Origin of the sequence: Streptomyces sp. MK7, assembly GCF_032658145.1 — a bacterium.
GTDB classification, from domain to species: domain Bacteria; phylum Actinomycetota; class Actinomycetes; order Streptomycetales; family Streptomycetaceae; genus Streptomyces; species Streptomyces spiralis.
On sequence record NZ_JAVACL010000018.1, the window covers coordinates 104,435 to 129,716 of the forward strand.

The following is a 25,282-nucleotide window of genomic DNA, read 5'->3' on the forward strand; positions in this document are numbered from 1 at the left end:
GACCGGCCGGCCGAGTTCCCGGGGACGCCTGCCGGCCGGGAGGGGCGCCCCGCCGCTCTGTCCGCCGGGAAGCGCGCACGGCCACCTCCCGCCGGGAAAGGCGTGCACCGCGGGCGCACGGCCTCGGACGGCGTCGGTGCCCTCCGCGCCGCTGCTCAGCCGAGTTCCTCGTCCATGGCCGTGGCACCCGCTGCCGCGGCCAGTGCCGTCGCCGGGTCCGGGGCCGGGCCCCCGGCCGGTACCCAGTGGCCGTCCTCCTTCCGGTACGGCCACCAGCGGCCGTCCCGCCCCAGGCGGAGCTGGTGCCCCGCGCCGACGACGGTCCACCGGTTGCCCGCCGCCCGCAGGCAGGGCCGTTCCTCGTCCTCCCAGGCCGACTCCAGGGCGGCACGCGCGCGTGCCTGAGCCTCTTCGCCGGGAGTCCACTCCTCCTCGAGCACGGACAGGCCGGCCGGCCCTCCGGCCCGCCAGGCCCGGACGGCGAGCTCGAGCTGTGCCCTGCTGCGCCCCGAGCCCTTGGCCAGCCGGTCCAGCACCGCACCCTCGCAGGATCGGCTGCCCGGAGCACCCGCGGCGAGACGTACGGCGTCCTGAGCAACGGTCGGCTCGCCGGCCGTGAGGTGATCTGCTGGCCGTGTCCCGAGCGCCCCGGCGAGCCGGCTGTGAGCCGCCGCGGCGGTCTGCGCGGCCAGGAACTCCAGCGCCGCCGGATCGACGCCGGGCGCGGGGGCCGCCTCGGTGACCAGGGACGGCGGGAGCCCCGGCTCCCTCGGCGGATCCGGCAGCGCAGGCAGCGGAGGCAGGACGCACGCCGCAGCGGACGCCTCCGCGGCGTCCACGCCGTCCGGCGCGGACGGCTCGTCGGCGTCCGCGGCCGTGTCGCGGGCCCGCAACTCTCCGAACAGGGCGCGCTCGCCACGACCGCGCATCAACAGCAGCACGAACGGATCCTGGTCCAGCAGCCGCGTCACCAGGTGGCAGAGCGCCGCCGTGTGCCCACAGTGGTCCCAGGCGCCGCAGTCGCATTTCGGTTCCAGATCCCCGATCCCGGGCAGCAGTTCGATTCCGGCCGCCGCGGCGTCCTCGACGAGGTGCGGCGGCAGGTCACGGTCGAGCAGTGCGGCGAGATGACCGGACCGTTCGACGGCCACGTCCAGGAACCGGGCCCACTGGTCGTCGGACAGCCGCTCCAGCAGGACGTCGGCGCGGTGCGCGGTACCGTCCGGGTCGTGCACCACGGCCGTGATGCGGCCCGGGCGTACGGACACCGCGCCGACGGCTCCCGCCCGGGCGAGCCGGCGGCCCGTCCGCACCTGCTGCGCGTCCAGCGCCGTGTCCTCCAGCGCCTTCAGCCAGGCGTGACCCCACCAGGTCCGGGCGAAACCGCGTCCCTGCGCGGGCGGCAGCGCGGCGAAGGTCAGCTCCGTGTCGATGGCGTGGTCGTTCATCGGGGTCCTCCTCGCAGCTCCACCAGGTCGGCCAGTTCCGCGTCCGTCAGTTCTGTGAGCGCCGGCTCGCCCGCGCCCAGGACCGCCTCGGCCAGGTTCCGTTTGCGGTGCAGCAGATCGGCGATGCGGTCCTCGATCGTGCCCTCGGCGATCAGCCGGTGCACCTGCACGGGCCGGCTCTGCCCGATGCGGTACGCGCGGTCCGTGGCCTGCGCCTCGACCGCGGGGTTCCACCAGCGGTCGTAGTGCACGACATGCTCCGCGCGTGTGAGGTTCAGCCCGGTGCCCGCGGCCTTCAGCGACAGCAGGAACACCGGCACGTCACCGTCCTGGAAGCGTCGGACCATCGCCTCCCGCTCCGTGACCGGTGTGCCGCCGTGCAGGAACTGCGACCGCACCCCGCGGGCCCCCAGGTGCCGTTCGATCAGCCGTGCCATCTGCACGTACTGGGTGAAGACCAGGACGCTCGCGCCCTCGGAGAGGACGGTGTCGAGCAGCTCGTCCAACAGTTCGAGCTTCCCGGATCGGCCCGCGATCCTCGGCCGCTCCTCCTTGAGGAACTGCGCCGGATGGTTGCAGATCTGCTTCAGCCCGGTCAGCAGCTTCACGATCAGCCCCCGCCGGGCCATGCCGTCCGCACCGGCGATCTCCGCGAGCGTCTCGCGCACCAGGGCCTCGTAGAGGCCCGTCTGCTCCCCGGTGAGCGACACGGCCCGGTCGGTCTCGGTCTTCGGCGGCAGCTCGGGTGCGATGCCCGGGTCCGACTTGCGGCGGCGCAGCAGGAAGGGGCCGACCAGCCGGGAGAGCCGCTCGGCCGCCGCCGGGTCCCGGCCGCTCTCCACGGCCTGTGCGTGGCGGGCGCGGAAGGTGCCCAGCCGGCCCAGCAGTCCCGGCGTCGCCCAGTCCAGGATCGCCCACAGCTCGGACAGGTTGTTCTCCACGGGGGTGCCGGTGAGCGCCACGCGCGCGCGTGCACCGATGGTGCGCAGCTGCCGGGCCGTCGCCGAGTACGGGTTCTTCACGTGCTGGGCCTCGTCCGCCACGACCATGCCCCACCCGGCGTCGGCCAGCCGCCGCGCGTCCAGGCGCATCGTGCCGTACGTGGTCAGGGCGAACCCGTCGTCGCTCAGGTCGGCCAGATCGCGGTGTGCGCCGTGGAAGCGGCGCACCGGCGTGCCGGGTGCGAACCGCTCGATCTCCCGCTGCCAGTTGCCCATCAGCGAGGTGGGGCACACGACCAGCGTCGGTCCGGCGGTCGCCGGGTCGCCCTGCCGGTGCAGATGCAGTGCGATCAGTGTGATCGTCTTGCCGAGTCCCATGTCGTCGGCCAGGCAGCACCCCAGCCCCGACGACGTCATGTGGGCCAGCCACCCCAGACCGCGCAGCTGGTAGTCGCGCAGCCGGGCGTCGAGTGCGGCCGGCTGCTCCACGGGCTCTGGCGACGCCGGGTCCGTCAGCCGGTCCCGCAGGGCCGCCAGCCATCCCGTCGGCCGGACCTCGACCCGCTGGCCGTCGACCTCGGTGGAGCCCGTCAGGGCGGCGCCCAGCGCCTCCACCGGCGTGATCTTCCTGTCCTGCCACGACCGGGCCCGGCGCACCTCGCCGGGATCGATCAGGACCCACTGGTTGCGCAGCCGCACCAGGGGCCGGTTCGCTTCCGCCAGGCGGTCCAGCTCAGCGCGCGTGAGCCGCTGGTCGCCCAGCGCGAACCAGGGATCGAAGGCGAGCAGGGCGTCCGCGGACAGGACCGACCGGGTGTCCGCCGGGGCGGCGCCGGGGCCCTCGGTGTCCTCCGGTGGCCCGATGGCCATGCCGGAGGCCACCCCGCGCGCCAGCTCTGCGGGCCAGTGCACCTCCACTCCGGCCGCGGCGAGCACCCGGGCGGCCTCTCCGAGGAGCTCGGCGACCTCCTCGTCGGCGAGGTCGACGGAGTCCGGCACGGTCGCCGACAGCAGCGGCGTCAGCGCCGGCCAGGAGCGGGCCGCGCGGCGCAGGGCGAGCAGGACATCCGTACGTGCCCGAGGGCCGAACGCGCCGTCCGCGGCGCCGGATCCGGCCCATACCTCGGCTGCGTCGGCGACCCTCGCGGGACCGCTCACGCTGTGCACCTGCAGCACCGCGCGGAACCGCGGCTCCGGGCCGCCGTCCGGCCCGGCGTGGTCCAGTCCCGGCACCTCGAGGCGCAGGGAGATCCGCACCCCGGCGTCGTGGCCCGCGGCGACCGCCGCGGCCCACGCCCGCTGCTCCGGGACGTGCTGCGGCTCCGGTGCGGCGTAGGCCGGTCCGTCGGTCACCAGGGAGGCGGCGGGTGTGCGGGGCAGTGCGTCGGCGACCGCGTCCAGGAAGGCGCGCAACAGCGGCTCCTGGTCGGGCAGCAGCAGGTCCTCGGTGTTCTCGAGCGGGACGGCGTGCGCCTCGGGCGGCATCGAGGCGGCCAGCTCCTGGACCCGATCGGTGTCCTGGCCGCGCAATGGAGCCGCGCGCCAGGCGTCGTGATCCCCCGCGGACAGTCCCGGCAGCAGCAGGCCGCGTGCCGTGAAGTGCAGGGCCAGCAAGGCTGCCGCACCCCAGAACACACAGGCGCGATGGCCGTGCTGGGTGACACGCGCGTGCGTGAGCACAGGCAGGGCCGCCCGCACGGGGAGCAGGACCGCGGGCACGGTCACCGGCTCGACGCCACCGTCCAGGGGCAGGACGACCGTCAGGTCCTCCACCGGGGCGCCGGGGACGGCCGGGGGAGCGCAGCCGTCGGGACGCCAGAAGGCGACCCGGCCTGCGCGGGCCGGGTCCGCCGGCAGGAACACGGCACAACAGCGGGCCAGTTCGGAGATCTCGGTCGGTGTTGCCAAGGCAGTGCTGTGCACAGCGATACCGATTCCTCAAATTTGACTACTGGGCTCGAGCCGCCGACCATACAGCGCCGCGACGGCGTACCGGGAACGCCGTGGCGGTGACGTATGTCACCGCGCCTCACCGGCGCTGCCATCGCGCGGCCTCATGGTTGCCGCCGCGCTGTCCTGGGGTGCTGCCAGCCCCCCGTGACCGCGCGGGGCTGCCCCCCTAAGCACCCGGGGGCTGGCGCCATGGTCCGCACAGGCTCTCCGTTCGTACGTTTCCTCAGGTCAGACCGTTGCCAAGAGAGAGCCGGAGACCTCACCATGCCCCAGCCCGCCGCAGCCGTCGCGGACGGTACCGAAGCAAGGACCGATGGCCCGTCCGCCGGCAGCGAGTTCGCCCCCCTGCTGCGCGCGGTCAAGGACCAGGGCCTCCTGGGGCGGCGGTACGCCTGGTACGCGCGTGCCATCGCGGTCAACGCGCTCGCCCTGGCCGGCGTGGTCACGGGCCTCGTCCTGATCGGCGACTCCTGGTGGGCGCTGCTCCTGGCGCCGCCGCTCGCCGTGCTGTTCGCCCGCACGGCGTTCATCGGCCACGACGCGGGCCACGCGCAGATCACCGGGGACAAGTCCGTCGGCCGGCTCATCGGACTGGTGCACGGCAATCTGCTGCTCGGCCTGAGCTACTCGTGGTGGAACACCAAGCACAACCGGCACCACGCCAACCCCAACCACATCGACAAGGACCCGGACGTCGCCGCGGACGTGCTGGTCTTCACCGGTGAGCAGGCGGGCGACCGCAAGGGCTGGCGCGGCTGGCTCACCCGCAACCAGGCCTGGCTGTTCTTCCCGCTCACTCTCCTCGAAGGCGTCGCCCTCAAGGTGCACAGCTTCCAGGACCTGCGCCGGCAGCCGCCCCGGGAGCGGGCACTGGAGGGGGCACTGCTCGTGGCCCACGTCGCGGCCTACACCACCCTGCTGCTGACCGTCCTGTCCCCCGGGAAGGCGCTGGCGTTCGCCGCACTCCACCAGGCGCTGTTCGGACTGCACCTGGGCCTGTCCTTCGCGCCCAACCACAAGGGCATGGAGATGCCCGACCCGGACGGCGAACGCTGGGGGCATCTGCGCCGCCAGGTGCTCACCTCACGCAACATCCGCGGCGGAGCCCTGACCGACTGGTTCCTCGGCGGACTCAACTACCAGATCGAGCACCATCTGTTCCCCAGCATGCCCCGCCCGCATCTGCGGCTCGCCCAGCCCCTGGTGCGTGCCCACTGCCGGGAACTGGGCATCGCCTACGCGGAGACCGGCCTCGTCGACTCCTACCGGCAGGCACTGCGCCACCTGCACGAGGTGGGGGAGCCGCTCAGGGCACAGTAGACGCACAGTGGACGTGGAGCGGGCCGCGGCCCGTAGGGGTGCGGCTCAGGGATCTCTCAGGGGCGTCTGGGGGCCGCGGGTGGAACCGCGGGGGCCTCGGGGCCGTTTCCACGACAGAGAGCGGCAGCAGTGGCCGCGAAGGAGGCGACAGATGTCGAAGAACGCGAAGATCGCCGCAGGGGGTGTGGCGGTCGGGCTGATCCTGATGATCTGGCTGCCTTGGTGGGCCGCGCTCCTGATAGTCCTGGGAGTCCCGGCCGCCGCGTACCTCACGCTGGACCCCTCGCAGCGACGCCGGCTGCGCCGCGTCACCCGCAAGGAGCTCGGCCGCTGAGGCACCACCGTCCCGGCGTGTCCCCGGGCAGGGCGCACGAGTCGACGGCATCGCCGCCCGCGGGCCTGCCCACGGTCCGGTCCGGGGGAGGCGTGGGGCCGTGCTAGGTGAGTCCGCCGCCTTGGACAGCGGCGCGTCCAGGCCGCCGTGCAGCGTGATCAGTGGCCTGCGATCCGCCCGGTCAGCGCCACCGGGCCACCGCCCGGTGGACGGCGGTGGGCCGGGAGGCGCGGTCGTACATGCCTCGGAGGCGCACCGCGCCAGGTCCTCGGACGGGAACCGCGGGGACGGCACGGGCCAGGCGAGCTCGGAGCCGCCCCGTCGTGCGGGCCCGGTTCCACATTCTTCATGGGCCGGCATCACATGGAGCGACACCTCGGCATCGGGAGCCAACACACGCGTTACGCGGTGAACTGCCGTGCGGCCCGGCGGATCAGCTGGGGCGTACCGCCAGCCTGTCCAGGGCCTCGAGCAGACCGGGCAGTTCGGCGCCCCGGCCGACCGGCAGGACCTCGCCGGGCTCCTCGTCGAGGAGGACGAAGGCGATGTCGTCGGTGCGGGCCACCATGGACCAGCCGGGGCCGTCGGCTCGCAGGGTCCGGGCGTCACCGGGCGCGAAGGACGAGCGGACGCGGCCGAGCGGCGGCGGCGAGTCCACGTACGCGCGGGCCTCCGCCAGGACACGCCGGACGCCGCGGTGCCCGTTGGGCCCGGCCCCGCCGGACCCCTCCGGCGAGGCACCGTCCGTCACGACTCCCCGGCCCTCCCCGGCCCCGTCACCCGCCTCGGGCGCCTTGTCGGCCTCGGTCTCCTTGCCCGGGTCGCCTGGAGCGGAGAAGGCGTCGTCGCCGATCTGCTCCCGCCACATCGCCCACTGCAGCGCGATCTCGTCGGCGCCCAGGCGGCGCTGGGCCGGCCCCCAGATACTGGTGTCCGGAGGCGACAGCAGGGGGCCGTCCGAGGCCTCCGGCTCGGGATCGTGCGGCGCGGGCACCCCGGGTGCCGCGACGGCGACCGCAAGGGGCCAGCCCGGCAGCGCCGCGACGACCGTGCGCTCGTCCGGCGACAGGTCGTACTCCATGCCGCAGTCCCAGGAGGCGATGGCCACGGCGACCAGCGACACATCGTCGATGGCGACCGTCCACCGCGCCCCGGTGCCGTCCTGACCGAGCACCAGACCGTATCCCTCGGCGAGCGGTGCGAGGCCCAGCGCCCCGCAGGCCTCGGGGTAGTCGTCGCCCAGGACACTCGGGAACTGCGCCGGTGTCAGCAGTACCGCTGTCAGCACATAGAGCGCGTCGTCCTCGGCGGCGACGGCTTCCTCGTCCGTCCCGGCCATGCCAGCCTCCCTCTTTCGTCCAACGGCGCGCACCCTAGTGCGAGTGGAAGGCCGTTGTCACGACTCGGGTGACCTCTCGGACCTGCAGTTTTCCGCCTGGAGGGGGGCGAAACGGCCCCTGTTCGCGCAGGGTTTCAGGCCGTCGGAAGCCCCAGCAGCGCCCGCGCCACCGCCCGCGGCGACTCGTCCCGCTCCCGGGCCAGCGCGATCACCGCACGGCAGGCCAGCTCGCTCACCCCGAACGAGAGCGCCTCCGGCGACACCCAGGAGGCGGCCTCGTCCATGCGTTCCTGATCGTCCTCCGCGCAGGCCGACACATAGCCGGCAGCGGCCTCGAACAGGTTGTGCGCGCGATCGTGGCCGCCGCTGTCGCCCTCCGCGCGCACCGAGGAGACCACTCCGGCGAAGGACTTGCGGAGTCTGCCGAACATGCGGGTCCCTTCCCCTGGACGGAAAGCGGCACAGATCGTTCATCTGCTGCCACTCACAGTAGAGTTGGAGCTCCGGCGGCAGAAGAGGCACGGCGGGACGAAGCGGAGGCGGGCTTCGGTGTGCCCGCGGCTTCGGGGCGCTCGTGCGCCGCGTGCGGGCTCCTGGCCGCCGCCACCGCCCCTCATGGCGCCGATGGTTCAGCCGACGGCGTCGTTCAGTGCGTCGATCGTGGCGCGCAGCCAGGCGAGTTCCGCCTCCGTCGTGGCGCGCGCGACGGTGAGGATGCCGCGCCGGAACGGGTCGTCGAGCTCCTCGGCGCGCACCGGCCGGTCCCCGTCGTAGAAGAAGCTCGAAGGCGTCTTTAGGAAGGCCAGTCTGCGGCGCAGCACGGCAGCCTGGGCGCCGGGATCGTCCAGGTGCCTGAGGAAGGCCAGGACGGTGAACCAGCGGTTCTCGTCGGTGATGTCTCGCTGGACGGGTTCGGCGAGACGGCGGCGCAGCTCGCGCCTGCCGTCGTCGGTGAGTGTGAGGACGTGGCGCGGGGCCGCCACGGCCCCCGGCTCCGTGGCCCTCTCGAGCAGACCCGCCTGCTCCAGCCGCTTGATCGCCGGGTAGAGCGTGCTCTCGGCGACCGGCCGCACGTGACCCGTCAGCGCGGTGATGCGCTTGCGCAGCTCGTACCCGTGCAGGGGAGCGTCGTACAGGAATCCCAGGATGGCCAGCTCCAGCATGCCCGCATTGTCTCCCATCCACGTGGTACAACGGCTCGGTGGTACACCGATATTGATATACATCGGAACCGATGTATCCTCGGGAGGCCTGCCGACGGGCAGGCGATGTCATGAGGGAGGGGCCACATGAGACAGGCCGAGTTCGACGCGAAGGGAAGCCGCATCCGCTGGACGGAGGTGCCCGGAGCGGAACCCGCTCGGGTCTACGTGCACGGGCTGGGGTCGATGTCGTCCGTGTACCACGCGCACATCGCGGCCCGGCCCGAGCTCGCGGGCCGGCGCAGTCTCTTCGTCGATCTGCCCGGACACGGCATCAGCGACCGGCCCGAACACTTCGGTTACACCCTGGAGGACCACGCGGACGCCCTGGCGGCCGTGCTCGACGCGGCGGGGCTGACAGGTGTCGAGCTGATCGCGCACAGCATGGGCGGCGCGGTGGCGATCGTGCTCGCCCACCGCCGGCCCGAGCTGGCCGCGCGGCTGGTCCTCGCGGAGGCCAACCTCGACCCGTTCCCTCCGGTGACAGCGGCCAGCAGCGGCATCGCCTCCTTCACGGAGGACGCCTTCGTCCACGACGCCTACGCGCGCGTGCTGGGCGGTGTCGGGCCCCTGTGGGCGGCGACCATGCGACTCGCCGATCCGCGCGCACTGCATCGCAGCGCGGTCGGTCTCCGGCACGGCTCGGATCCCGCGATGCGCGTGATCCTCGAAGGGCTCACCACTCTCGACCGTCTCTACCTCCAGGGCGAGGACAGCGGCGAACTGCCGGGCAGAACCGGCCTGGAGGCGGCCGGGGTGCGCGTGGTGACCGTGCCCGGCGCGGGCCACAACATCATGTTCGACGACCCCGACGTGTTCGCGGCGGCAGTCGCCGGAGGGCTGTGACGGGTGGCCCGTCACGCCGGCAGGAGCCCGACCGCCCCGTAGGCATCAGTCCTCGCGCACGGCCAGCGTCAGGAAACGGGCGTCCTCGTCGACGTACGACGTCATGCGCCACCCGGAACCCGCCAGCAGGGGACGGAGGTTGGGCTCCGCACGCAGGTCGCCCGGTGTGAGCTGCCGCCCCTGGCGTGCCGCGAGCGCCGCCCGGCCGATCGGGTGGAACAGCGCCAGAAGGCCACCGGGCCGCACCACGCGCCTCAGCTCCCGCAAGTTCTGGGACGGCTGCGGCAGGTGCGCGATGAGACCCGCGGCGAACACGGCGTCGAACACCCCCGACCTCAGAGGCAGCGCGCCGACGTCGGCGAGCAGCAGGTGCCCGTTCTGGTCCCGGCCGGCCCGTACGGCGGCCTGGAGCATGGCCGGGGTCAGGTCCGCGCCCACGACCGTCCCCGACGCTCCCACGGCAGCGCGCAGCGGCGGCAGGGCGCGGCCGGTGCCGCACCCCGCGTCGAGTACACGGTCGCCCTCGCGCAGCCCGAGCTCGGCCACCGCGGCCGCGTAGGCGGGACCGTCGTCGGGGAATCTGCTGTCCCAGTCGGCGGCGCGGGCGGTGAAGAACTCCTGGACGTGGGTGCGGTCCTCATTCATGCTCCGCATGATCCCTCACCCGTTCGCCTCAGGTCGCGGTGCGTGGCCGCAAGACGTCCTCAGTCGGCGAGATCCCTCACCGCCACCACCTTGTCCACGGGCACCCGGACCAGGATCTCACCCGGGACGCCGTTGCGGGCGCCGAACTCCTCGGCACGCTCCTCTCCCATGTAACGGCCGCCGATCCGGGCGGCCCAGTGCCGCAGCTCGTCCAGGTCCTCCGACAGGCGGGCCCGGCCGGTCAGCACCACGAAGCTGAACGGCGGCCGGTCGTCGTCCACGCACAGCGCGACCCGGCCGTCACGCGCCAGATTGCGCCCTTTCACGGTCTCCTTCCCGGTGTTGAACACCACGTCGTCCCCGTCGAGCAGAAACCAGATCGGCGCCACGTGCGGGCTCCCGTCGGCCCGGACGGTCGACAGCTTGCCGGTGCGGGTCCCGTACGAGACGAACGCCCGCCATTCCTCGTCGGACATCTTCTGTGCCATGCCTCCATCCTCCTTGCCGGGGCAGTGGCGGTGGGGAAGGCTTGCGGGAGTCCTCCGGCAAAGGGGGGAGCCATCACAGGGGGAGACCGCATATGGCGCAGAACCCGGCACTCGACTGGCTGCTCGACGACCTGACCGAACGGGTGGAGCACGTACGGCACGCCTTGGTCCTGTCCAACGACGGACTGGTCACGGGCTCCAGCACGGGGCTGCGACGGGAGGACGCCGAGCATCTGGCGGCCGTCTCGTCCGGACTGCACAGCCTGGCCAAGGGCTCCGGGCGCCACTTCGGCGCGGGCGGCGTACGTCAGACGATGGTCGAGTTCGACGAAGCCGTGCTCTTCGTCACGGCCGCCGGCACCGGCAGCTGCCTGTGCGTCCTCAGCGGAGCCGACGCCGACATCGGCCTGATCGCCTACGAGATGACCCTGCTCGTGAACCGGGTCGGCGAACACCTCGACGTGGACGCCCGCCAACCTGAGCGCACTCCGTCAACTGACCTCTGACGTGCGCACTCGCTGGTTCCCGCGGAGCTATCCACAGGCTCGCACGGAGATGTTCCGCAGCGGCTACGGTTTTTCGCAGCCGAGCGCACACGGCGCCGGCCGCACACTCCACGGGGGCACGAACATGTCCGGTGACACCATCACGCACGAGGTCCCGCCCACGGTCGTACCGACCGCCGGGAAACGCGACACGCCCTTCACCGCGAGCCGAGCGGCACGTGAACTGGGCCTGAAGCGGAGCGAGTTCGATCTGGCCGTCAGCCTCGGCCGTATCCGTACCCTTCCCGACGAAGGGGGAGGAGGCCGGCGTGTAGCGCGTGCCGAGATCGAGCGGCTGCGCACCCAGCAAGGGTTCCCGGAAGCGCTGCGCGAGCGCGTCATGACCGTCGGCACCGGCGACGCCGCGCGGATCATGGAGGTGAGCGGGGCCAGGTTCACGCGTCTGGCGCGCCTGGGCCTGCTGGTACCGGTCGCGTTCTATCTGAACCGGTACCGGGCCGTCGTCTGGCTCTATCTGGCCGGTGATGTGCGCGACTTCGCCGCCGGCCCGGAGAACGCCTCGCTGCTGAAGCGGCCTCTGCCCGAGGGGCTGCGGGACCAGCTGGACGCCGGTGTCGACCTGCGCGCCCGCAACTGGCGCGGCCGGCAACTGGGTTTCCTGCTCCGACAGGCGGCCGACGACCCCTGGGAGCGGGCGGCCGCCGTGGCCTCGCTGCTGGACCCGCTCCAGGTCTCGGAGATCGTGGGTGACCCCTACGAGCGCGCCCAGCTGAACCGCCTTCGTCCTCGGCCGCCCGCCCACGGCGCACCGGGCTCGCCCGCCGCCCACCTGGCCGAGCGGATCACGACGGCCCAGGATGCGGACGAGATCGACTGGCTCCGGGCCGACCTGGCACGGGCCGTGGAAGAGGCACGAACCCACCGTCCCGCACCCCGCCCCGCTCCACGGCACACCCAGCGGACCCCCGTCCACGCACCGCACCCGTGGCCGACCGGGACACCCGGGCAGCCGGAGCACCCCGAGCGGCCCGATCATCTCGGCCATCACGACCACCAGAACCACCACGGCCATCAGAACCGCCGTGACCACCAGAATCGCCACGGCCACCAGGGGCGCCACGACCGTCTCCGGCGTTCCGAGCGACCGGCGCGGTCCGAGCCGTCCCCGCGAACCGGCCACCGGGACCGGTCGCACGGCCTGCTGGGCCGGCTCTTCCGCAGAGGCGCCTGAACCACCGCCGGGCGTTTACTACACCGCGCGGAACAGGCCCTCCTGGACGACCGACACGAGCAGACGTCCCTCCAGGTCGTAGATGCGCCGGCGGGCCAGGCCCCGGCCGCCCGTCGCGATCGGTGACCTCCTGGTCGTACGGAATCCGCACCGCAGATCCTCGGCCGGGAGGACGACGACATCGTGCCTGTTCGCCGTCGGCACGACAGAGTTCGTGATCACCGCATCCTGCCGCCCCTGGCCGGAGACCTCCACGCGGGCCTGTGGGCCGTCGGACTGCTGGTGACCGCCTACGCCATCGGGGGCACGGTGGGAGGACCCATCGTGACCGCCCTGTGGTCCCGCATGAACCGCAAGCACCTGCTGATCGCACTCATGGCGGTGTTCATCGCCGGGAACTTGGTGGCCTGACGCGCCACGCGCGGCGGCTACGCCTGAACCGACCCGCGCAGGGGGAATACCCGCGGGCGGGCCTGCTCAGGACGGCGGCGCGCTCACCATGACAGTCGGCCGTTCCCCCGGCCAGGGGGGAACCGCCGACTACCGCGTTCTGCCGCGTTCCATGGGTGTTTGGCGTGGTGCTCAGGCGCTGACGGCGGGCGTTCCCGACACATAGGGGGCGAGTGCGTCGGCCACCGTGCGGTTGCGGGGCGTGCTGATGCCGAAACGCTCACCGAGTTCCACCACGCCACCGCTGAGCCAGGGAAGTTCGAGCCGGTGGCCCTGGGTCAGGTCATGATGCATCGAGGACGACATGGAGGCCGGCAGGGTGTCGCAGAAGCCGAGCCGGTCCTCGGCGTACCCGGCGTCCATGTGCACCCCGGCGGCACGGCCCACCGCGACGGCCTCCGCCATCAGGTCGTGCAGCAGCGCCCGGGAGCCGGGGTTGTCGCGCACCACACCGATGGGCCGGCGCACCACCGAGGTCGCTCCGGACAGCCCGACCAGGAACACGAACTTCTCCCAGATCAGCCGTTCGATGTCGTCGCTGACCTCCGCCTCGATCCCCGCCTGCCGGCACTGGCGCAGGAACTCGCGCACCGGCTCCGAGGCCTCACCCCCGTACTCGCCGAACACGACTTTCTGCAGCGTCCCCTTGTGTACGACGACGCCCGGCTCCTGTATGGCGGCGGAGATGTAGCACGCACCCCCGACCACCGCCTCCGGCGGCAGGGCCTTGCGCAGGACCTCGTCCTTGTGCACACCGTTCTGCAGTGAGATCACCCGGGTGTCGGGTCCGATGGCATCGGCGAGCTGCGCGGCGACGTCCTCGGTGTCCCACAGCTTGACCGCCACGAGGACCAGGTCGACCGGGCCCAGGTCGGCGATGGCCGGCACCACTTGGTCCGAAGGGACCTCCCACTGCCCCAGGGGGCTGCGTACCAGCAGCCCTCGCTCCCGGATCGCCGCGAGGTGCCGCCCCCGGGCCACGAACCTCACGTCATTGCCCACAGCGGCGAGCCGGGCGCCGAAATACCCGCCCACGCCCCCCGCTCCCACAACTGCGATGCGCATAGTGCTTGCCTTTCGTTTTCGGATCGGATGATGGTGGTGCGCCTTCGGCCGCGGGAACGGGGCTTTCGCCTCAGCTCTGGGCCGACGAGTCGTCAGCGGTGCCAAGCGCGGCCGATGGCGGACCGATGCTCGACGAGGGTGCGGCCCGCGTGCGTGGTACGCCGCCTCCGGCCGCGGTGACCGGAATGAGCACAGCCGTGACGGCTCCCGCCGCCAGCAGGGAGACCGCGGGCGGGACAGCACCGGCGACGGCCGACACCGCGTAGGGGAGAAGCAGGCCGAGGTAGGTCAGACAGTAGAAGACGGCGGCGACGCCGGCCAGCTCCTCGGGTGCGCCGAGTGCCTCGACACAGCTGAGCCCGGCCACCAGCAGCAGTCCGTAGCAGCCACCCAGGGCGACAGCGGCAGGCGGGAGCAGGAACGGCTGCTTCCCGTCCACCGCCGCGGCGGCCAGGGCGAATCCTGCCGTCCCGGTCACGAGCCCGACGGTGCGGATGCCTGCGCTGCCGCGCCGGGCCAGGCGGCGCGCAAGCGGCTGCACCGCGGCCCCGCTGCCCAGGGTGAGTCCGGCGATTCCGCCGCCGGCGGCGATGCCCAGGCTTGGCACCGGTACCAGGCTCGGCAGCAGGGCGAAGCTCACTGTCGCCGCGCCGAATACCAGCGGGGCCGTGGGCACCACGCGGCGCAGGAACTCAGGGTGGCGCAGCGTGGCGCCCCATGCGATCCGGCGGGCCCCGGGTGCCTTGCCCGGGGAGGCCACCGTCTCGGGCGCGAACCAGGCGAGCGGCGCGATGGTCGCCATCAGCAACAGGTGCACCACGTACGGGAGCACGTCGGGAGCCGGGAGCCACTGTGCCAGTGCGCCGGCCACCAGCGGCCCGCCGCCGAAACCCGCGGACAGGGCGAGCGCCGCGCGCCGCGCCCCGGCACCGGGGCCCCCGTCCGCGGATAGCTCCTTGATCCAGGCGCTGCCCGGACCGAAGGCGGCGCCCGAGGCGACTCCGGCCAGCAGGCGGCCGGCCGCCAGGACCGCAACCGAATCCCCGGCGGCCAGCAGCACCATCGAGGCGGCGGCGGACAGGAGCAGTACCGGGCGCATCACTCGCCGCCTGCCGAACCGGTCGGAGCAGGAGGCCGCTACCAGGAGTGCCGGGATCAGCCCGATGGCGTAGCTGCCGAACAGTGCTGTCACCACGGCCTCGGAGAGGTGCTCGCGGTAGACGAGGAGGAGCGGGGCGAACTGATTGGCGCCCCAGGCGACACCGAAGACGGCGAGGGCCACCCGCATCCATGACCGCACTGGCGCACCTCCCTACTTAGTAACCGAATAAAAGGTTACTATGGGGGCTCATGGACCACAGCCTCACCGAAGCGGCCGCCACCAGGGTGACGGCAGGGATTCGTGCACTGCGGTTCGACGCGGGCTCGTTGGCGCTCAACCTGGTAGCGACCGTCGGCCGCCGACCGGTCGTGCCGGTGGAACGCCTCGACGGGGTCGACCGGCTGCGCAGGTGGTGTGCCGGGGTTGGGTTCAGGCTGCGGGAGGCCGATGCCACGCCGGAAACGGTCCAGTCCCTGCATGCCCTCCGGGACGCGGCGTACGACATCGCCGCTGCGGTCCTGCGCGACGGGCGACCGCGGCGGTCATCGGTGGACCTCGTCAATCGGTGCGCCCAGGCCGCGCCTCCTGCGCCCCGGCTGCGATTGTCGGTGTCCGGTGTCGCTCTGGACGAGAGGAGCGTCGAACTGTCCGCGGACGCTCTCCTGAGCCTGATCGCCCGGGACCTCATCACCCTGGTCGGCGACCCGGTCCGGCGCTCCCGCCTGCGCGAGTGCGACTCGGAGACCTGCCGGATGATCTATCTCACCTCCGGCAGCGGCCGGCCGCGGCGCTGGTGCTCGATGCAGCGCTGTGGAAACAGCGCCAAAGCCGCCCGCCACCGCCACCGGAAGACCATTGCGCTGAGCGAGACCGAGGAGCCTTCGGCGTGACTGTGTGATCCGGAAGAGGCGCCCCGCCGATCGGACCGGTCGCCTCCGCGCCGACGGCGAGGCAGCCGGAGTGACCGAAGCGGCCGGAGCGGCAGCGGAGGCCGCCACACCGCTCGGCGCGCCGTGGGCTGGGCGGCGGTGAGGAAACCCTTGGTCGGGACCACACCCCGGTCCCGGCACGGAGTGGTGCCGCGGCTGACCTCGTGTGCGGCGGCGGCAGTCAGGAGCGCCGCGCGGCGATCAGCGCGGCCGCCGCGGCCCGCGCCCGTCGGCCATGGGCTTGTGGGCCCTCCGGGTCGTCGAGCTGGGCGGCGACCATGGCTCCGTCGTAGATCAGGCACAGCTGTGCCGCCAGGTCCGAAGGGTCCTTCAGCCCCGCCTGCCCGAGGAGGCGGGCGAAGAGGTCCGCGCGGGCACGGCGCCGACGCGCGACGGCCTGCAGGACAGCCGGCACCGAAGGGTACTCCGCCGCGGCGTTGATGAAGGGGCAGCCGCGGTACGTGGGGTCGGAGAAGTCCTCGGCGAGCAGATCGAACACACACAGGACTTGTTCCACGGGGTCATCGGCCCGCCGCGGCAGTTCTGCCGCCAGACGGGCCTGCCACTGCTCGTTCCGCTCGTCCAGGTACGCCGCCACCAGATCGTCCTTGGAAGGGAAGTGCTTGTAGAAGCTCGCCTTGGCGATGCCGGACTCGGCGATCAGGCGATCGATGCCGACCGTGTGGATGCCATGGGCGTAGAACAGCCGGGCCGCCGTGTCCAGCAGCCGGCGACGGGGGGAGGGAGGCGCTGTGGTGGGCATGCCTTGACTTTAACAGACAGGTCAGTCTACAGTCTGGGGCATGGAGCAGACAGATCTGTCTGTCTATCGAGAGGAAGAACGATGACCCGCGTGAACTCCGTCGACCCGAAGACCGCCACCGGCGCCCGTCGCGAGGTCCTGGACCAGGTGAAGGCAGCCTTCGGAGGCGTGCCGAACGGGATCAGGGTCCTGGCGACGTCCGAGCCCGCGCTCTCCGCCTGGTGGGCGTTCGAGGGGGCGCTCAGCACGAGCACCCTCTCCCGTCAGGTCCGCCAGCGGATCGCCGTGCTCACCGCCGAGTTCAACTCCTGCGGCTACTGCCTGGCCGCCCACACCGCGGCCGGTAAGGCTGCGGGTGTCAGTGCGGAGGAGATCGCGTCCGCCCGCAAGGGTGTCTCTGAGGACCCCTTCGCCGCAGCCGTCCTCACGTTCGCCGCCGAGGCCCTCAACACCCGGGGCGGCGTCAGCGATGCGGCCATCGCCGCCGCCCGGCAGGCCGGCATCACCGACGAGCAGTTCCTGGAGATCCTGGCCTTCGTGTCGATCAACACCTTCACCAACTACACCCACCGCTTCGCCCACACCGACCTGGACTTCCCGGCCGTCGTCTGACGGAGGAAGACACCACGATCCGTGCCGGCGGCCACAGGCCGCCGGCACGGTGTCGTTGCCGCTCTTCCCCGTGCGGGAGCCGGCCGAGCCGTCGTCTCCGGGACCCCCGGTCGGATCCCGGTGGCGGTCGGGGGAAGCGGGTCGAGTCCGACGTCGAGCAACTCGCCCGGCCGGCGGAGCAGGTCGCCGCGGGAACCTGGAACTCGATTACCCGAGCCGTAGGCGCGGCGCAATGCGGCCGCGGCGACGGGCGGCGATGGGGACATGGACCGGTGTGGGCCCTGCACGAGGCCCGGCCCACGGCGGAGCGTCAGTGTGCGGCTTTGGCAGAGGCTGGCTCGGTCGGGGCCGACACCTGGGTGGCGGGTGCGGTCTCCAGGATCCAGCAGACGCGGGCCTTGCCGTGGTCGGTGGGCTGCCCCTGGTCGGCGGGGGTGAGCAGTCCGTCCGGACATCGTCGCGCCGTGGGGTCAGCGGTCCGATCGGCCCTGGCGCTCACGTGCTTCCCGGCCCTTCGAGGCCGGCGATGAACCGGCCGAGATCGCCTCGTGTCGCCTCGGCCGGCCACACGGCCCACGTGCGTCGTACCAGGGGGTGTCCGACCAGCGGCGACCATGTCACGTGGTCGGGCAGCAGCCGCTGCCAATCGGGCGGTGCCAGAGCGAAAGCCCGGCCGTCGGCGACTGCCGCCAGCTTCACGTCGGGGATCAGCACCTGTCCTTCGGGGGCCCTGGGACCGAGGTCGATGCCGTGGCCGCGCAGGATGCCCGCCACTTCGTCGTACCAGAGGGGGCTGGACGAGCGTGGAAAGCCGACCCAGTGCAGGCCGGCGAGCGCGTCCAGCGCTATGCCGTCGGGGTCGGCGAGCCGGTCGGCCCGCCTCGCGGCCACAAGTACGCCCAGCGGTTCTCGTACGACGAGCTGCGCGTCGAACTGCGCTCCTGTGGGCCGCTCGCGGAGGAACCCGACGTCCAGCTCTTCGGCCTGGAGGGCGGCCCGCTGGTCCGCTGTGGACAGGTGACGGGCCTGCACCCGGGTGTCCGGGTGGACTCGGGCCAGGTCGGCGAGCGCGGGGTCCAGCAGTCCGGGGGGCAGTTCGAGCGGAATCCCGATCCGCAGCACCCCGTGGCCGCGACGGGTGTACCGGGTCATTGTCCGCAGTGCCATGTCGTGCCTGGCCAGAACGGCGCGGGCCTCGCCGAGGAGGGTTGCCCCTGCCTGCGTGACCTGGGCACCGGTGTTGCTGCGCGCCAGCAGCTTCACGCCCAGTTGTCGCTCGAAGCGACTGATCGTCTGGGACAGCGCGGGCTGACTCATGTGCAGCCGCCGCGCTGCCGCGGTCAGTCCGCCCTCCTCGGCGACCGCGACGAACATCTGCAAGTCACGCAATTCCATGCGGATATCCCTTCGGCCTCGCCGCCTGATGTCACGTTCAGTGGTCGCGCGAGGCTCTTGTGCCGCCGTGTACGGAAGGCGGTGCGGGTCGCCGGTGGCAGGACAGGGAATGGCGACCCGCACGTCTGCGTGCACTCATTTTCTAATGGACGGTGCGATTCTGTAACGTTAGCATCATGGAATGTGTTCCCTCGTCGTCACATGGATGGATCCCGAAATATCCATTAGGTTGTGGTACGGTGGCGTCATGAGGACTGACGGTGGGACCACGAGTGCGCCGCTGCTGGGGGAGCCGCTGCCGGTCGAGCTGATGAACACCGTCACCGGCGATCGCGGCCGCACCCACGACACCCTCGACGGCGACGCAGCCGCCACGGGCTGGCTGCGCGCGGTCGCCCATCGGCTCGGAGCCGAGAGCGAGATCACGGCCGACCAACTGGACGAGGACACGGTGCGCCCGGTCGCCGGAGCGTTGCGCGCGCTGCGTGACGCGCTGCGTCACCTGGCGGCGGACGCGACCCAGGACCCCCGGCCGTCGGCCACCGCGCCCGAACTGACGCGAGGGGAGGCGATCGGCACGCTGAACGCCCTCGCCCACGCATGGCCCGAACTCGTGTGGCCCGCCGACGGGCGACCCTCACGTGCCTATCGGGGCTCCGGTACAGTCGCCGACCTTGCCGTACAGCTCATCGCGCATCAGGCTGTCGGGCTCTTCACCGGAGCTGACCGTGACCGTCTGCGCCCCTGCCTGGCACAGAACTGCCTGCTCTTCTTCGTCAAGAACCACGCGCGCCGGGAATGGTGCTCCGCGGCGTGCGGCAACCGTGTACGCGTCGCCCGCCACTACCGGCGCCACCATTCCGCCCCATCACACTGAGGGACGCACCCATGCACAGCAGCAAGGTGGAGTTCGCCGGATCGCAGGGTGCGCCACTCGCCGCGCGGCTGGAACTGCCCGAGGGCAGGCCGAAGGCTTACGCCCTGTTCGCCCACTGCTTCACCTGCGGTAAGGACCAGGTCGCCGCCACCCGTGTCGCACGGGCGCTGACCGGGTTCGGCATCGCGGTGCTGCGCTTCGACTTCACCGGTCTGGGCGGCTCCGGGGGAGACTTCGCAAACACGCACTTCAGCTCCAACGTCGACGACCTGGTGCGTGCCGCCGGGTACCTGCGTACCCATTTCGAGGCGCCGACCCTCCTCATCGGACACTCGCTCGGCGGTGCGGCGGTACTCGCCGCACGACACCTCATACCGGATGTGCGGGCGGTCGCCACGATCGCCACACCCTTCAACCCCGACCACGTCCTGCACCTGCTCGGGAAGAACCGGGCGGAGACAGAGCGGAACGGCCAGGCCGAGGTCCTGTTGGCGGGCCGCCCCTTTCGAATCCAGCGGCAGTTCCTGAACGACATCACCGCCCAGCCGCAGGCCGAGCGCATCGCGAAGCTCAAAGCCGCGCTGTTGGTACTCCACTCGCCGACGGACGAACTGGTGGACGTGACCAACGCGCGACGCATCTTCGACACCGCCCGCCACCCCAAGTCCTTCATCGCCCTCGCGGGAGCCGACCACCTGCTCACCAAGGCGGCCGACGCCAAGTACGCGGCGACCGTGCTCGCCGCCTGGGCCGGCCGCTACGCACTCGGCCCAGGCGGCCGCCATGACCTTCCAGCCGGGCAGGGCCGGACCGCACGCGACGAACACCAGGTCGCACGCGCCTCGCAGGGGTGCCCCCGCCCGGGTACGCGATGACCGTGGGGATCTCCGTCACGGACGCCGGCCGTCCCGCGGGCCCCTGGTCGGCCAGGCTCCGCGGTCCTCTTCGGCCCGGGCCTGGCGGGAGCGACCTGTACGGCGTTCACGCGCACCCCGACCCCTCCGACGGTGCTCACGGCCGGCGCCTCCCCAGCGGCCGCATCGATGCTGCCGATCGCCGATCGCCCGGTGACGGGCGCCACCGACCCCGCATGGAACGTGGGCCTCGGCGAGGGCGGCTCATCCCTGGTTTCCGCGGCGCCACCTCCGCTCGCGCCCCGCGGGCGGTGTGCGCAGACTGGCTCTGAGCCTCAGCGGCCTGCGGGCGATACCAGAGGCGACCACGATCAAGCACATGGAGACCCGGCCGTGTCCAGCTGCGTGACGTGGTGTGCGACGCTGCCCACGGCGGGCTGTGTCCGCATGCCACAGGTGCCTCGTCGACCCTCCACCGTCGCCCGTCTGCCCGGCGGACCGGCGATCCGGGGGCAGCCGGCAGCTTACGCCGACCATCACGACCGCCTATGGCTGACCCGGAAGTCCCGTAGCGAACCGACGCTGTACCCATTCGCCGTCCGCTGGGACGGCACGGTACCCGGCGGAGCCGTTGCGGCTCGGAACGCCGGGACCGGATCGACCATGCAGCGACTTCCGATGTGGAGTGGAAAAAGATGATGGGACTGCTGGATGGCAAGGTGGTGTTGCCCTTGTAGGGGCAGCTGGTGACGGTGTCGGGGGGCTCCATGCGGGTCCAGTCGATGTGCAGGCGGTCGAGGTAGTAGCGCGTGGGAGGCCTGTCCCCAGCGCCATCACCGAGTACGGCGCGTCCGCGAGCACGGCTCCGTCGAGGAGCACGCGGACACTGCGACCGGATCGGAGCGCGTCGACGCGGGTGTAAGGGCTCCGAGGATGGACGAAGACCTGCTCGTCCTTCTCGAACCATGCGTCGATGGCCTCCCAGCGGAAGCTGACATGGCCGGAGATGCCGGCAGGCGCGTCGTCGGTCCATTCCCAGGCCGCGCCCGGGCGGGTGAGCGCACCCAGCCGGAGGCTGTGGCGACGCACCCTGCCCACCCGCAACGCCATGGTCCGGTCCTCGTCGAGGAGAACTCCGTCGCGGATGTCGTCCCGAGGGATGCAGTACTGCGGGTAGCCCGGCCACAGCCACACACAGCGCGCCTGCACGGTGTCGAAGACAGGAAGGTTCGCCGTATAGCCGCGGATGCGGCGCGGTACCGGTTCGACGTGGCCGACCGGGACGATCATTTCCGGGTAGTCCGGTGTGTAGTGCTCCATGATCATTGTCCTCATGGCAGGCATAGTCCTGCGGGGCCGAGCCCGTACCCCACCGCCACGAGGCAATCATGGTGACAGTTTTCCGGCATCTCGTGCCTCAGACGGACGCAGACGGCCTTGGGTCCGCCTTGGGCGCCTTATGGGGGGCCATCACCAGATGGCCTGACCCGCCGGTACGGCGCGCCTCGGCAGGACACTGCGCGCCGGCGAGAAGGCGTAGCCTGTCCCAGGGGCCACAGGGCGCGCCGTGACGAACTGACACGAGCCGAGGAGTGGTGCTCATGGTGACAATCCTGCTGTCCATCGTGTTCGCACTTCTCGCAGCCGGCAGCAACGCGGTCGGGACTGTGCTCCAGCGGCGCGCCGTGGTCGCCGTTCCCGCCTCGCGGTCATTGCGCATCGGTTTGATCCGCGACCTGCTGCGTACTCCGATTTGGTTCGGGGGGATCCTCGGTGTCATCTTCTCCGCTGTTTTCCAGGCTCTCGCGTTGGCCACCGGACCACTGGCTGTGGTGCAGCCCATATTCATCCTTGAACTGCCCTTGGCGCTTGTGGTCGGGGGTGTTGCCTTTCACGTCGCTGTGACGCGGAAGGCGTGGTCCAGTGTGGCGTGCATTGTCGGTGGGCTGGCCTTGGCCCTTTTCTCACTGGCTCCCAGGGGAGGCCGCGAGCAGGTACCGGGGCTTTGGTGGCTGCCGGCGCTCGCGATCACCGGAGGGATCGGTGCGGCCCTTGTTCTCGCCGGCCTGCGACGTCCCGTCGGTCTGATGCGAGCGGCTTCCCTCGCGGCGGGCGCGGCTATCGGAAACGCTGTCACCGCCGCACTGGTCAAGTCGGCCATGGACATTCTCTCCACTCGTGGTGCCGTTGCCTTTTTCCTGGCATGGCAGACGTACAGCTTCGCCGCCGTCGGCGCTTTTTCCCTGTTCTTGCTCGGGATCGCCATGCAAGGGGGCCCGCTCATCGGCTCTCAACCCGCATTGACGCTCGGCGATGCCGCGGTGAGCTTCGGTCTCGGCGTGACGATCTACGCGGAGCGCCCTCGTGCTGGATTCTGGCTCGTACCGGCACTGCTGGGACTGGCGGTGCTGTTCTACGGAGTTCTTGCCCTGTCCCGCACCAAGTGCCTCGCACAGTGCATCGACCCGGACGAGGACGAGCTGGATGTCATCGGGCAGCCCGCGGCAACGCCCGGATGAAAGCGGCGAGTCACACTCCTCCCGGAATCCGGGCGGAAACTGATCAACGTGGCCGACGAGGGCTCATCCGGATGCTGGTCGCCGACGAACCGACGTTCGTCGGCGACCGATCTGCGACCACCTGGGGGCCGCGCTCATGGGCTACGCGGACCTGGAGAGGAACATCCGCGACGGCCGCACGTCGCCTCCGTGACAGCTCCCTGCGAGATGACGAGCCCACCACGCCCGCCCGGCGCGCCGGTGACCCTCTGATCCACGCACCCGGGGTTCCAGGACCCCCGGTCACCCGGAGTGCGGGCACACGGCGGGCGTGGAGACCACGACCGGCCCGCTGGGGCAGGGCGTGGCGAACGCGGCGGGCACGGCGATGGCCGCCCGCTATGAGCGCGGCCTGTTCGACCCTCAGGCACCTGCGGGCGAGTCCCCCTTCGGCTTGAGAGCCCGTCGATTCACCGTTGCCCGGCGCCCCACGACCCGGGCAGCCATATGGCATCCATCGGTACCGCTTATGGTCGCTCTCGGTATCCGGTCTGGCGATCACTTCGGTTTGGTGGCCTTTGTGCGCTTCCATGGCGTGCCGGACGGACGGGAATGCTTCCGTCGAAGAAACACGGCAGGAACTCGCCATGGACACGGGAAAGCCCAGCACTCTTCGGGACCTGCGCCCGGCCAGGACGTGGTCTTGGCCTCGTTCGGGCGGGCTGTTCAGACTTCGACGATCGAGACATCGGCCGGAAGATGCGCGCGCACGGCTGGAGCTGCTGTACGAGGCGAGCGTGCGTGTGGGCACCACCCTCGACATGACCCGGATCGCGCGGGAACTGGCACAGGTGTCGATCCCCAGATTCGCCGACTTCGCCACCGTTGATGTGACGGAGCCCGTTCTGCGTGGGGAGGAACCCCGGTACAACGACGATACGAGGATGCGCCGGGTCGCCGTGAGCGGCGTCCGCGACGACCATCCGTTCTCCCCCCTGGGGGGCTGGCTCGTGTTCCACCCCTCCACGCCGCAGTCTGCGGGGCTCCGCAGTGGGCGAGCCGTGATCGCTCGACGGCTGGAGGATGTCCCCGGGTGGCAGGCACAGGACCCGGAACACAACCGGCGGATCATCGCCCACGGTGTTCACTCGCTGATCACCGTTCCGCTGGCCTCCCGCGGGACGATCTTCGGCGTGGTCGACTTCTGGCGTGCACGACACCGCGAGCCGTTCGGGAGGGACGACCTCGCACTCGCCGAAGAACTCGTCAGGCACGCGGCGGCATCCATCGACAACGCTCACTGCTACACGTGCGAGCACGTGACAGCCGTCACCCTGCAGCGGAGCCTGCTCCCGCACAGCCTGCCCGGACAGAGTGCGCTCGACGCCGCATACCGCTATCTGCCGGCGCAGGCGGGAGTCGGCGGCGACTGGGTCGACGTCATCCCGTTGCCGGGCTCGCGCGTGGCCCTGGTGGTGGGCGACGTGGTCGGACACGGACTGCACGCCGCCGCGACGATGGGGCGCCTGCGCACGGCGGTCCACAGCTTCGCCGCGCTGGATCTGCCGCCCGACGAGCTGCTCCGCCACCTGGACGACCTCGTCAGCCAGATGGACCGCGATCAGTGGAGCGAGGGCGGTGAGGGCTCCGTCGGCGGTGCCACATGCCTGTACGCAATCTACGACCCGGTCACGCAACGCTGTGTGCTCTCCCGGGCAGGGCATCCGCCGCCCGCGCTCGTCCACCCCGATGGACGGGTGGTGTTCCCCGACCTCCCCGCCGGACCGCTCCTCGGCCTGGGAGGCGGATCCTTCGAGAGCGCCGAGTGGAAGGTACCCGAAGCGAGCCGGCTCGTGCTGTACACCGACGGGTTGATCGAGGACCGGAAGCGGGACATCGATGTGGGCCTCATGATGCTGCGAGAGGCCTTGAGCCGAGGCGCCGGCAACGGTGCCGATGCGCCCGAGGCGACCTGCACCGCGATACTCGACGCGATGCTGCCCGACCGGCAGAACGACGACATCGCGCTTCTGGTCTGCCGCATGCGCGGGCTTCCGGCGGAACAGGTGGCCGGGTGGCCTGTGCCCCACGATCCGGCGGCTGTGGCACACATGCGGACGGCAGCGGCGCGCAAGCTCGCGGAGTGGGGGCTGGAGGAGCTTGCCTGCACCACTGAGCTGATCCTCAGCGAACTGATCACCAATGCCATCCGCCACACCGAGGGTCCGATCCATCTCCGGCTGGTGCGCGACCGTGCCCTGATCTGCGAGGTTGCCGATTGCAGCCGTACCTCTCCGCACATACGGCAGGCGGCCATCACCGACGAGGGCGGGCGGGGCCTTTATCTCGTGGCCCGGCTTGCCGAGCGGTGGGGGATGCGTCCTACCGCGTCGGGCAAGGTGATCTGGGCCGAACAGTTCCTGCCGGGCGGGCCGCCCGGAGCGTCCCGGCAACCGACCGAGCGCTCGCCGGCTTCGCCCTGAA

General features: G+C 71.7%; 23 protein-coding genes and 3 pseudogenes. 13 read left to right on the forward strand and 13 right to left on the reverse strand.

Going from position 1 to position 25,282, the window contains the following annotated elements; translation table 11 throughout:
• Nucleotides 1-155 precede the first annotated feature (155 nt).
• Nucleotides 156-1,448 (reverse strand): SWF or SNF family helicase, encoded by a 1,293-nt coding sequence (locus R2S09_RS20950; protein WP_316742576.1) that lies wholly within the window; start codon nt 1,446-1,448, stop codon nt 156-158.
• The gene (locus tag R2S09_RS20955) at nt 1,445-4,297 is read right to left on the reverse strand and encodes a DEAD/DEAH box helicase (RefSeq protein ID WP_316742578.1); all 2,853 of its coding nucleotides are present in this window, start codon (nt 4,295-4,297) and stop codon (nt 1,445-1,447) included. Before R2S09_RS20955 ends, R2S09_RS20950 begins: the two co-directional genes overlap by 4 nt.
• A 309-nt stretch (nt 4,298-4,606) precedes the next feature.
• On the opposite strand from R2S09_RS20955, the gene R2S09_RS20960 reads away from it, so the two are divergent.
• Both R2S09_RS20960 and R2S09_RS20965 read left to right on the forward strand, forming a co-directional pair.
• The gene (locus R2S09_RS20960; protein ID WP_316742579.1) at nt 4,607-5,662 is read left to right on the forward strand and encodes an acyl-CoA desaturase; all 1,056 of its coding nucleotides are present in this window, start codon (nt 4,607-4,609) and stop codon (nt 5,660-5,662) included.
• A 151-nt stretch (nt 5,663-5,813) separates the two neighbouring features.
• The gene (locus R2S09_RS20965) at nt 5,814-5,996 is read left to right on the forward strand and encodes a hypothetical protein (RefSeq protein ID WP_306185466.1); all 183 of its coding nucleotides are present in this window, start codon (nt 5,814-5,816) and stop codon (nt 5,994-5,996) included.
• Between the two features lie 433 nt (nt 5,997-6,429).
• On the opposite strand, the gene R2S09_RS20970 is transcribed toward R2S09_RS20965, so the two are convergent.
• The 3 genes from R2S09_RS20970 to R2S09_RS20980 all read right to left on the reverse strand — a co-directional run bounded on the left by R2S09_RS20970 (nt 6,430) and on the right by R2S09_RS20980 (nt 8,498).
• The gene (locus R2S09_RS20970; RefSeq protein WP_316742581.1) at nt 6,430-7,335 is read right to left on the reverse strand and encodes a hypothetical protein; all 906 of its coding nucleotides are present in this window, start codon (nt 7,333-7,335) and stop codon (nt 6,430-6,432) included.
• A gap of 134 nt (nt 7,336-7,469) precedes the next feature.
• Nucleotides 7,470-7,766 carry a hypothetical protein gene (locus tag R2S09_RS20975; protein WP_306185463.1) on the reverse strand — a complete coding sequence of 99 codons (297 nt, stop codon included), beginning with the start codon at nt 7,764-7,766 and terminating at the stop codon, nt 7,470-7,472.
• Between the two features lie 198 nt (nt 7,767-7,964).
• Complete coding sequence (locus R2S09_RS20980) at nt 7,965-8,498, reverse strand: PadR family transcriptional regulator (RefSeq protein WP_316742582.1); 534 nt, start codon at nt 8,496-8,498, stop codon at nt 7,965-7,967.
• 126 nt (nt 8,499-8,624) lie between these two features.
• Here R2S09_RS20980 and R2S09_RS20985 point away from each other — a divergent pair, with 126 nt between their 5' ends.
• On the forward strand, nt 8,625-9,383 hold the full coding sequence (locus R2S09_RS20985) for an alpha/beta hydrolase (RefSeq protein WP_316742583.1): 759 nt from the start codon (nt 8,625-8,627) through the stop codon (nt 9,381-9,383).
• Nucleotides 9,384-9,428: 45 nt separating this feature from the next.
• On the opposite strand, the gene R2S09_RS20990 is transcribed toward R2S09_RS20985, so the two are convergent.
• The gene (locus R2S09_RS20990) at nt 9,429-10,028 is read right to left on the reverse strand and encodes a class I SAM-dependent methyltransferase (RefSeq protein WP_306185457.1); all 600 of its coding nucleotides are present in this window, start codon (nt 10,026-10,028) and stop codon (nt 9,429-9,431) included.
• A 59-nt stretch (nt 10,029-10,087) separates the two neighbouring features.
• The gene (locus tag R2S09_RS20995) at nt 10,088-10,516 is read right to left on the reverse strand and encodes a PPOX class F420-dependent oxidoreductase (protein ID WP_316742585.1); all 429 of its coding nucleotides are present in this window, start codon (nt 10,514-10,516) and stop codon (nt 10,088-10,090) included.
• A gap of 92 nt (nt 10,517-10,608) precedes the next feature.
• Here R2S09_RS20995 and R2S09_RS21000 point away from each other — a divergent pair, with 92 nt between their 5' ends.
• Nucleotides 10,609-11,022, forward strand: a complete 414-nt coding sequence (locus R2S09_RS21000; protein WP_306185455.1) for a roadblock/LC7 domain-containing protein — start codon at nt 10,609-10,611, stop codon at nt 11,020-11,022.
• 124 nt (nt 11,023-11,146) lie between these two features.
• Nucleotides 11,147-12,253 carry a DUF6397 family protein gene (locus R2S09_RS21005; RefSeq protein WP_316742587.1) on the forward strand — a complete coding sequence of 369 codons (1,107 nt, stop codon included), beginning with the start codon at nt 11,147-11,149 and terminating at the stop codon, nt 12,251-12,253.
• Nucleotides 12,254-12,271: 18 nt separating this feature from the next.
• Here the strand turns inward: R2S09_RS21005 and R2S09_RS21010 are convergent.
• Nucleotides 12,272-12,382 (reverse strand): annotated as a pseudogene (locus R2S09_RS21010) (acyl-CoA thioesterase II); the annotation flags it as partial.
• 54 nt (nt 12,383-12,436) lie between these two features.
• Between R2S09_RS21010 and R2S09_RS21015 the strand changes: the two are divergent.
• The gene (locus tag R2S09_RS21015) at nt 12,437-12,664 is read left to right on the forward strand and encodes a hypothetical protein (RefSeq protein ID WP_306185452.1); all 228 of its coding nucleotides are present in this window, start codon (nt 12,437-12,439) and stop codon (nt 12,662-12,664) included.
• Between the two features lie 171 nt (nt 12,665-12,835).
• Here the strand turns inward: R2S09_RS21015 and R2S09_RS21020 are convergent, their stop codons facing one another.
• Both R2S09_RS21020 and R2S09_RS21025 read right to left on the reverse strand, forming a co-directional pair.
• Complete coding sequence (locus R2S09_RS21020) at nt 12,836-13,768, reverse strand: 2-dehydropantoate 2-reductase (protein WP_316742589.1); 933 nt, start codon at nt 13,766-13,768, stop codon at nt 12,836-12,838.
• A gap of 70 nt (nt 13,769-13,838) precedes the next feature.
• Nucleotides 13,839-15,068, reverse strand: a complete 1,230-nt coding sequence (locus tag R2S09_RS21025) for an MFS transporter (protein ID WP_316742590.1) — start codon at nt 15,066-15,068, stop codon at nt 13,839-13,841.
• Nucleotides 15,069-15,118: 50 nt separating this feature from the next.
• On the opposite strand from R2S09_RS21025, the gene R2S09_RS21030 reads away from it, so the two are divergent.
• Nucleotides 15,119-15,760, forward strand: a complete 642-nt coding sequence (locus R2S09_RS21030) for a CGNR zinc finger domain-containing protein (RefSeq protein WP_316742592.1) — start codon at nt 15,119-15,121, stop codon at nt 15,758-15,760.
• Between the two features lie 220 nt (nt 15,761-15,980).
• Here the strand turns inward: R2S09_RS21030 and R2S09_RS21035 are convergent, their stop codons facing one another.
• Nucleotides 15,981-16,562 carry a TetR/AcrR family transcriptional regulator gene (locus tag R2S09_RS21035; protein WP_316742594.1) on the reverse strand — a complete coding sequence of 194 codons (582 nt, stop codon included), beginning with the start codon at nt 16,560-16,562 and terminating at the stop codon, nt 15,981-15,983.
• A gap of 81 nt (nt 16,563-16,643) precedes the next feature.
• On the opposite strand from R2S09_RS21035, the gene R2S09_RS21040 reads away from it, so the two are divergent.
• On the forward strand, nt 16,644-17,174 hold the full coding sequence (locus R2S09_RS21040) for a carboxymuconolactone decarboxylase family protein (protein ID WP_306185447.1): 531 nt from the start codon (nt 16,644-16,646) through the stop codon (nt 17,172-17,174).
• Between the two features lie 495 nt (nt 17,175-17,669).
• Here R2S09_RS21040 and R2S09_RS21045 read toward each other — a convergent pair whose 3' ends face one another.
• Nucleotides 17,670-18,569, reverse strand: a complete 900-nt coding sequence (locus tag R2S09_RS21045; RefSeq protein ID WP_316742595.1) for a LysR family transcriptional regulator — start codon at nt 18,567-18,569, stop codon at nt 17,670-17,672.
• A gap of 247 nt (nt 18,570-18,816) precedes the next feature.
• Here R2S09_RS21045 and R2S09_RS21050 point away from each other — a divergent pair, with 247 nt between their 5' ends.
• Both R2S09_RS21050 and R2S09_RS21055 read left to right on the forward strand, forming a co-directional pair.
• Nucleotides 18,817-19,446: an ABATE domain-containing protein gene (locus R2S09_RS21050; protein ID WP_316742596.1), complete on the forward strand. Its 630-nt coding sequence runs from the start codon at nt 18,817-18,819 to the stop codon at nt 19,444-19,446.
• Between the two features lie 11 nt (nt 19,447-19,457).
• Nucleotides 19,458-20,321, forward strand: coding sequence for an alpha/beta fold hydrolase (locus R2S09_RS21055; protein WP_316742597.1), 864 nt, complete (start codon nt 19,458-19,460; stop codon nt 20,319-20,321).
• Between the two features lie 136 nt (nt 20,322-20,457).
• Here the strand turns inward: R2S09_RS21055 and R2S09_RS40610 are convergent, their stop codons facing one another.
• A complete protein-coding gene (locus tag R2S09_RS40610) occupies nt 20,458-21,690 on the reverse strand; it encodes a DUF427 domain-containing protein (RefSeq protein WP_399144308.1) in 1,233 nt (410 codons plus the stop codon).
• Between the two features lie 211 nt (nt 21,691-21,901).
• On the opposite strand from R2S09_RS40610, the gene R2S09_RS21060 reads away from it, so the two are divergent.
• The 3 genes and pseudogenes from R2S09_RS21060 to R2S09_RS21070 form a co-directional block, all read left to right on the forward strand.
• Complete coding sequence (locus R2S09_RS21060) at nt 21,902-22,819, forward strand: DMT family transporter (RefSeq protein ID WP_306185440.1); 918 nt, start codon at nt 21,902-21,904, stop codon at nt 22,817-22,819.
• A 256-nt stretch (nt 22,820-23,075) separates the two neighbouring features.
• Nucleotides 23,076-23,249: pseudogene (locus tag R2S09_RS21065) on the forward strand (hypothetical protein); the annotation flags it as partial.
• Between the two features lie 172 nt (nt 23,250-23,421).
• Nucleotides 23,422-25,281 (forward strand): annotated as a pseudogene (locus tag R2S09_RS21070) (SpoIIE family protein phosphatase); the annotation flags it as partial.
• Nucleotide 25,282: the final 1 nt, after the last annotated feature.